Here is a 7,598-nt window from a genome sequence, read left to right as displayed (position 1 = left end):
AACTCATACTCAAATAAAAAAAGCTTTGGAGAAATCTCCAAAGCTTAATCTTGTTTATGGCGCATAGCAGGGAATAATAATACATCACGAATAGATGGTGCATTTGTTAATAACATAACTAGACGATCAATACCAATTCCTAATCCACCCGTAGGAGGCATACCGTACTCAAGAGCTTCAATATAATCGTCATCCATCATATGTGCTTCGTCATTACCTTGTTCGCGCTCTTTTAATTGCGCTTCAAAACGTTCTTTTTGATCGATCGGATCATTTAACTCAGTAAATGCATTTGCATGTTCACGTGCAACGATAAATAATTCGAAACGATCTGTGAATCGTGGATCTTGGTCATTCTTTTTCGCAAGTGGCGAAATTTCTACCGGATGACCGTAAATAAATGTTGGTTGGATTAATTTATCTTCTACTTTTTGCTCGAAGAACTCATTAATAATATGACCAACTTCCATTGTATCCTTAATTTCTACATTATGTTCTTTCGCAAGCTCACGTGCTTCTTCTACACTCATTGGATTCCAGAAATCCGCTCCAGAGTGTTGCTTAATTGCATCTACCATATGAAGACGTGTCCATTCTGGTTCTAGATTAATTTCATAATCACCATATTGGATTGTTGTTGTACCCAATACTTTTTTCGCAATATGAGCAACCATATTTTCTGTTAGTTTCATAATATCATTATAATCAGCGTACGCTTCATATAATTCAATCATCGTAAACTCAGGGTTATGACGAGTTGATACACCCTCATTACGGAATACACGGCCAATCTCATAAACTTTTTCTAATCCGCCCACAATAAGACGTTTTAAATGAAGTTCAATTGCGATACGCATATATAATTCCATATCTAACGCATTATGATGCGTAGTGAAAGGACGAGCAGATGCTCCACCTGCAATCGCGTGCATCATAGGCGTTTCTACTTCAAGATAACCGTTGTCATCTAAATATCTTCTCATTTCACGAATGATTTTACTACGAGTAACAAATGTTTCACGACTTTCCATACTTGTAATTAAATCTAAGTAACGTTGACGGTATCGTTGTTCAACATCTTTTAATCCATGGTATTTATCCGGTAACGGACGAAGAGATTTCGTTAAAAGCGTAAATCCTGTTGCTTTTACTGAAAGTTCTCCAACGTTTGTTTTGAACACTTTACCTTCAATACCTACTAAGTCACCTAAATCTGCTGTCGTAAATAACTCGTACTCTTCATCTCCAACAGTATCTTTACGAACGTAAATTTGAACTTGTCCGTGTAAATCTTGAATGTGCGCGAATCCAGCTTTTCCTTTACCGCGTTTTGTCATAATACGACCAGCGATAGCAACAGTGATTTCTTTCTCTTCTAATTCTTCTTTAGAGAATTCTCCATATAAACTTACTAAGTCGGTCGTTGAATTTGTGCGTTCAAATCGTTTACCGAACGGATCGATTCCTTGCTCACGTAAATTATGTAGCTTTTCACGACGAACAAGCAATTGGTCGTTTAATTCTTCGTGGTTCATGTTATCCATGATATTGATATCACTCCAGCTCTATTAATTTTTACAATATATACAGTATAGCATTTTCTACTCAACTAGAAAAACTGCCAGCAACTAACTGGCAGTTCTTCTTTCTTTCACGTAATTATAGGAAGTGTGTAGAAGAATGTCAATCTTCTCCGTCCCCCTTATTAACCAACGTAAATTGTTTGTTGTTTCGCTTCTACCTCTTCTACAAATGCACCTAATACATTCGCAAGGTCTTCACGTGTGTTGCAAGTATTGATACCACTACGCACACTCGCATTACCACGAACACCTTTTAAATACCAAGCCGCATGCTTTCTCATCTCTCTTACAGCAACATTTTCGTTCTTTAAATCGATAAGACGATCTAGATGCAACATACATACATCAATTTTCTCACGTACTGTTGGTTCCGGCATTAACTCACCTGTCTCTAAATACTTTACTGTACGATAAATCATCCATGGATCCCCAAGAGCCGCACGGCCAATCATAACACCATCTACACCAATCTCATCAAGCATACGCTTCGCATCTTGCGGTGTTTCGACATCACCATTTCCGATAACTGGGATATTCACAGCTTGCTTTACTTGTTTAATGATATCCCAATCCGCTTTACCTTCATACATTTGCACTCGCGTACGACCGTGAACCGCCACAGCTTGTCCACCAGCACGCTCAATAGCTCTAGCATTTTCTATTGCGAAAATATGTTCTTCATCCCAACCGATACGCATTTTAACTGTAACCGGCTTTTCAACGGCATCTACAACTGCTGCTACCATTTCATATATTTTATTTGGATCTAAAAGCCATCTTGCCCCCGCATCACATTTTACGATTTTCGGTACTGGGCAACCCATATTGATATCAATAATATCTGCTGTCGTATATTTATCTACGTATTTCGCAGCATCTACAAGAGTTTCTTTCTCTCCACCGAAAATTTGTAAACTTAATGGTTTTTCTCTTTCATCGATATATAACATATCTAATGTTCTTTTGTTATTAAGTAATATCGCCTTATCACTTACCATTTCAGCACAAACTAGACCTGCACCAAATTCTTTCACTGTTAAACGGAATGCAGAATTACACACTCCCGCCATCGGTGCTAATACAACCGGATTTTTCATCTCAATATTTGCAATCTTTAACAATCAACCTACTCCTTCCTGCACAGTCACTTTGGCATTAATTCATCTATCGAAACATTTAATGCCTTAGCAACTTCTACTACAAAATCTTGAGAAGGTGATCGATTCCCTCTCTCAACTTCACCTAAAACAGATACAGATACCCCTAATTCTTTAGCAAAACCTTCTTGCGTGTAGCCTTTTAGCTTTCGAAAAGCACGAATGCGTCTTCCCCATTTTTCTGCTTCCATACCGTTACTCCCTCTCGCCTTTTCATTTCTTCTACTTGTGAACGTGAAATGTTTTGTTTTATGTCTTGATTAATCTCTAACAACGGAACGATAACAAAAGCTCTTTCAAACATCCGCGGATGCGGAACAATAAGATTCTCTGCTTCAATATTCTCTTGATTATAAAGTAAAATGTCAAGGTCGATAGTCCTCGGCCCCCACCTAATTTCCCTTTTTCTTCCTAGGTCATTTTCTACTTTTTGTGTTACTTTCAATAATTCTTGTGGTGATAAATTGGTAGAAATTTTTATAACTAAATTTAAAAAGCAACTTTGGTCAGTATAGCCAACTGGCTCAGTTTCATATACAGATGAAATATCATCAACCTGAATATAAGGATTTTTATTTAAGAACTGAATCGCTTCGGTTAGATACGTATAACGCTCTCCAATATTTGACCCTAATGCAATGTATGCTACATTATTCATGGACGTTCTCTCGTAATTTCTACTGCTACAGCACGATAATGACCTGGTATCGGTGGATCCGGCTTAATTACCTTAATTGTACATCGTGAAATACTCTCATATTGTTTTAATATATCTGCAGCAATATTTTCAGCGATACTCTCCACAAGCTTATACTTTCTATCCTCAACAACTTTTCTACATAATTCGAAAAGCTCTCCATAATTGACCGAATGCTCTAATTCATCACTTTCCCCTGCACGCTTTAAATCCAACTCCACCGTTAAGTCAACTTTAAATCTCTGACCTAATTTATTTTCCTCCGGGAACACACCATGATAACCGTAAAACTCCATATCATGGATATAAATTTTATCCAATTACTTTACCCCCTTACCAATCATTGCATCCATCATTTTAGCCATACGCGCCATTTCTTTCACATCATGGACACGAACAAACTCACAACCCTTTTCAATACCAAGACAAACAGTAGCTCCAGTCCCCTCAAGGCGTTCCTCTACTGGCAAATCTAATACGTGCCCAATAAAGGACTTTCTCGAAGTACCTAAGAGAACCGGATAACCTAGCACATTTAACTGTTCTAAATTACGCATCACCTCTAAGTTTTGCTCAGGTGTTTTAGCAAAACCGATACCTGGATCTAAAATAATATTCTCATCTCGCACACCAGCATTTTTAGCAATTTTGATACTATCATACAAATCAGCAATCATATCCGCCATTAAATTACGATAATTCATATTATCGCGGTTATGCATTAAAATGATAGGTACATCATAACGAGCTGCGACTTCAGCAATTTTTGGCTCCGCCTTTGCTCCCCAAATATCATTAATAATATGAGCACCAGCCTCAATTGCTTGCTTTGCAACTTCAGCTTTATATGTATCGATAGATATAGGCAATTTTACTTCTTTTGAAACCGCTTGAATCATCGGGACAACTCGCTTTATTTCTTCTTCTACTGATACTTTAGCAAAACCCGGGCGAGTAGATTCGCCACCAATATCAATAATATGAGCACCTTCACCTTGCATTTCTTTTGCGTGACGTACCGCAGCATCTACCTCGTTGTAACTCCCACCATCAGAAAACGAATCTGGTGTTACATTTAAAATTCCCATAATTAATGTCTTTTCATTTAAATTCAATGTATATTCGCCGCAGCGTAAATCATAATCCCACTTCAAACTACACATCTCCTCTTCGTAATTCATTTCTGCTCCATAATTTCTCTCTCTGCATTCCATAAAGGTACATTAAACTTTTTGTAACCACTCCCACTTTCCCCGGGAAATCCTGCGCTTCTATACGATAAAGCGGAACAATTTCTTGAATTGAGTTTGTTACAAAGACTTCATCTGCTGAAAGTAATTCATCTTTTGTAAAGAAACCTTCCTTTACTTCTATATTCAATTCTTCAGCACTTTTTATAATAAACGCACGAGTGATACCATTTAAAATCCCTGTTTTTAACGAAGGTGTATATAAAACATCACCTTTCACAAAAAAGAGATTCGAAACAATACCCTCTGCAACATAACCTGCTTCAGTAAGGAAAATACCTTCCTTGCTCACTACATTTCCAATTTCACGCTTCCCTAAAATGTTATTTAGATAATGATGAGACTTCAGACGAAATGCTCCTTCTGGTGTATTTCGCACTTGTTTTAAAATAACCCCTTCTTTTTCTACTACATCTTCTGGAGCTGTTAAAGGTTTTATAAAAACAATAACCGAAGGGTCTTCATACATTTCCGTTTGTAATCCTATTTCATCTACACCTGCTGATACATTAAAACGTACATACGCATGTTCCAATTCATTCTTAGCGAGTAGATTTTTCAAAATAAGCATCACGTCATCTTTTGTCATTGTCCATTTAATTTGCAATATATCTAGCGCATCTATTAAACGGTTATAATGATCATCTAACAAAAAAGGATGACCATTATAAATACGAAATGTCTCAAAAACTCCCAGCCCATATAAATAACCATGGTCATAAGGGGAGATTTTCGCTTCACTCGCTTCTACATACTCGCCATTTACGTAAATTAACATGATGTCACACTTGGACTATATTTACGAATGAAGTTCTGTAGTAACTCTTTCCCATGAGAAGTCATAATAGATTCTGGGTGGAATTGCACACCCTCTATCGGCAGTGTCTTATGACGAATCGCCATAATTTCCCCTTCCTCTGTCCAAGATGTTACCTCTAAACAATCTGGCAATGACTCTTTCTTAACAATCAGGGAATGATAACGCGTTGCAGTAAATGGATTAGGAATATCTAAGAAAATTGTTTTCTCATCATGATGCATAAGCGATGTTTTCCCATGCATTAATCGCTCTGCACGAACAACTTCTCCACCAAATACTTGTGCAATCGATTGATGCCCAAGACAAACTCCAAAAATCGGAATCTCCCCAGCAAAGTATTTGATAACTTCCATACTAATCCCCGCTTCATTAGGACTACATGGACCTGGCGAAATCATTAAGAAATCTGGTTTCATATTCTCAATATCTGCAATACTCACTTCATCATTACGCTTAACAACAAGCTCTTGTCCAAGTTCTCCAAGAAACTGTACTAAATTAAATGTAAAAGAATCATAATTATCAATCATTAATATCATTTCTCTCACCTAACCGTTTCTTCGCTACTTTCTTTTGCACGCCATAAAGCAATTGCCTTTTTTAACGACTCTTTATATTCATTTTTCGGATTTGAATCAATTACAATTCCCGCTCCAGCTTGCACATGTGCTTGCCCATCTTTCGCAAGAAGCGTTCTAATGACAATATTTAATTCCGTATCTCCAGAATAACCAATCCAACCAATTGAACCTGTATAAATCCCTCGGCGAACAGGCTCTAATTCTTCTATAATCTCCATCGTACGTATTTTCGGTGCACCAGTAATTGTTCCACCAGGAAATACAGCTTTCACTAAATCGAAAGCATCCTTATCTTCTTCCACCTCACCACGCACATTGGAAACGATATGCATAACATGTGAGTACTTTTCAATTACCATAAATTCATCGACTTCTACAGTGCCATATTTACAAACGCGTCCTAAATCATTTCGCTCTAAATCTACAAGCATCACATGCTCTGCTCGTTCCTTTTCGTTCTCAATTAATTCCCTTGCTAAGTCTTGATCCTCTTGTTCATTTGCACCGCGGGATCTTGTACCTGCAATTGGTCGTGTACTTACTTCTTGCCCTTGTTTTTTAATTAGCAATTCAGGCGAAGCACTAACAATTTGAAAATCCCCAAGCTCTAAGTAACCCATATATGGAGATGGATTAATTTTACGAAGACTTGTATAAATTTCTAGTGGATGCGTTTGTAAAGTTCTTTCCTGTCTTGTCGACAAGTTTACTTGAAACACATCACCATTTCCAATATACTCTTGAATACGTTCAACAGCCTTCATAAAGCCCGCTTCTGTAAAGGCAACCGCTTCATTTTTCTTTTTAGGACGTTCAAACGGCATAGTCACTTCAGGCACTTCTGCCGTCCAAAGATCCTTCCATTCATTTAAACGTTCTTCCGCTTCTGCATGCTTATCTACATAATGTGTAATAATCCACAATACTTTTTCTTTTTGATCATAGACGAACACATCGTCAAATAATAAAAAGTATATATCGGGTATATTCAGATCATCCTCTGCAAGAGAAGGGAGTTTTTCGATATAACGGATACAATCATAACTAAAGTAGCCCATTGCACCACCTTGAAAAGGCGGGTACTCTGGATTGTAGTCTGTTTTCCATTGCTCCATATATTCTTGCATTAAATCTAATGGATTCCCTTTTTTTATTGTTTCCTTACCACTTTCACTTATATGTAACTTTTCACCCTTTCCTTGGATTACCGCTACCGGGTTTAAACCCACTATGTTATAACGACCGCCACGTCCACTTTCCAGCAAAATATGTTGCGGCTTATCCTGAGAAAGAAATTTATATTGCTTAAAGAAATCTAACTGATATGGAATAGAAAGCGCTAAAGATTTTCTTCGTTGCATATCAACACCCCGTCTTCTTTTATCCCACCCTCTTAGATGAACCACCTCAAACTACATAAGTTATTTATATAGAGATTGATTATACTCGAAGGCTAGTGAAAATAATTTAATTATACTACCTCTTATTTTACATGAAGTTTTCTAGTCAT

At 37.3% G+C, this 7,598-nt stretch carries 9 protein-coding genes; all 9 read right to left on the bottom strand.

Annotated elements, in window-relative coordinates; genetic code table 11:
* Nucleotides 1-44 precede the first annotated feature (44 nt).
* Nucleotides 45-1,544 (bottom strand): lysine--tRNA ligase, encoded by a 1,500-nt coding sequence (lysS, locus tag JFU02_RS19575; protein ID WP_000369679.1) that lies wholly within the window; start codon nucleotides 1,542-1,544, stop codon nucleotides 45-47.
* A gap of 161 nt (nucleotides 1,545-1,705) precedes the next feature.
* On the bottom strand, nucleotides 1,706-2,704 hold the full coding sequence (dusB, locus tag JFU02_RS19570) for a tRNA dihydrouridine synthase DusB (protein ID WP_000912243.1): 999 nt from the start codon (nucleotides 2,702-2,704) through the stop codon (nucleotides 1,706-1,708).
* Nucleotides 2,705-2,727: 23 nt separating this feature from the next.
* Nucleotides 2,728-2,931, bottom strand: a complete 204-nt coding sequence (locus JFU02_RS19565; RefSeq protein ID WP_000387030.1) for a helix-turn-helix domain-containing protein — start codon at nucleotides 2,929-2,931, stop codon at nucleotides 2,728-2,730.
* On the bottom strand, nucleotides 2,883-3,398 hold the full coding sequence (folK, locus tag JFU02_RS19560) for a 2-amino-4-hydroxy-6-hydroxymethyldihydropteridine diphosphokinase (RefSeq protein WP_001066691.1): 516 nt from the start codon (nucleotides 3,396-3,398) through the stop codon (nucleotides 2,883-2,885). The genes JFU02_RS19565 and folK overlap by 49 nt, the downstream gene beginning before the upstream one ends.
* Nucleotides 3,395-3,757, bottom strand: coding sequence for a dihydroneopterin aldolase (gene folB, locus JFU02_RS19555; RefSeq protein WP_000358066.1), 363 nt, complete (start codon nucleotides 3,755-3,757; stop codon nucleotides 3,395-3,397). Before folB ends, folK begins: the two co-directional genes overlap by 4 nt.
* Nucleotides 3,758-4,618, bottom strand: a complete 861-nt coding sequence (gene folP, locus JFU02_RS19550) for a dihydropteroate synthase (protein ID WP_042972332.1) — start codon at nucleotides 4,616-4,618, stop codon at nucleotides 3,758-3,760.
* Nucleotides 4,593-5,465, bottom strand: coding sequence for an aminodeoxychorismate lyase (pabC, locus tag JFU02_RS19545; RefSeq protein ID WP_000909862.1), 873 nt, complete (start codon nucleotides 5,463-5,465; stop codon nucleotides 4,593-4,595). The genes folP and pabC overlap by 26 nt, the downstream gene beginning before the upstream one ends.
* Nucleotides 5,459-6,046, bottom strand: a complete 588-nt coding sequence (pabA, locus tag JFU02_RS19540; protein ID WP_000602283.1) for an aminodeoxychorismate/anthranilate synthase component II — start codon at nucleotides 6,044-6,046, stop codon at nucleotides 5,459-5,461. The genes pabC and pabA overlap by 7 nt, the downstream gene beginning before the upstream one ends.
* A gap of 5 nt (nucleotides 6,047-6,051) precedes the next feature.
* Nucleotides 6,052-7,449: an anthranilate synthase component I gene (gene trpE, locus JFU02_RS19535; RefSeq protein WP_061666996.1), complete on the bottom strand. Its 1,398-nt coding sequence runs from the start codon at nucleotides 7,447-7,449 to the stop codon at nucleotides 6,052-6,054.
* Nucleotides 7,450-7,598: the final 149 nt, after the last annotated feature.

This window comes from Bacillus sp. TH13 (assembly GCF_016651175.1).
GTDB lineage: Bacteria > Bacillota > Bacilli > Bacillales > Bacillaceae_G > Bacillus_A > Bacillus_A thuringiensis_S.
Note: the sequence above shows the minus strand (reverse complement) of the source record. Positions and strands in the feature narration are given on the sequence as shown.

Bases quoted from the DNA above. Each gene is read 5' to 3' on its own strand.
- lysS (WP_000369679.1), bottom strand. From the start codon at position 1,544: ATGGATAACATGAACCACGAAGAATTAAACGACCAATTGCTTGTTCGT.
- JFU02_RS19565 (WP_000387030.1), bottom strand. From the start codon at position 2,931: ATGGAAGCAGAAAAATGGGGAAGACGCATTCGTGCTTTTCGAAAGCTA.
- folK (WP_001066691.1), bottom strand. From the start codon at position 3,398: ATGAATAATGTAGCATACATTGCATTAGGGTCAAATATTGGAGAGCGT.
- folP (WP_042972332.1), bottom strand. From the start codon at position 4,618: ATGAATTACGAAGAGGAGATGTGTAGTTTGAAGTGGGATTATGATTTA.
- pabC (WP_000909862.1), bottom strand. From the start codon at position 5,465: ATGTTAATTTACGTAAATGGCGAGTATGTAGAAGCGAGTGAAGCGAAA.
- pabA (WP_000602283.1), bottom strand. From the start codon at position 6,046: ATGATATTAATGATTGATAATTATGATTCTTTTACATTTAATTTAGTA.
- trpE (WP_061666996.1), bottom strand. From the start codon at position 7,449: ATGCAACGAAGAAAATCTTTAGCGCTTTCTATTCCATATCAGTTAGAT.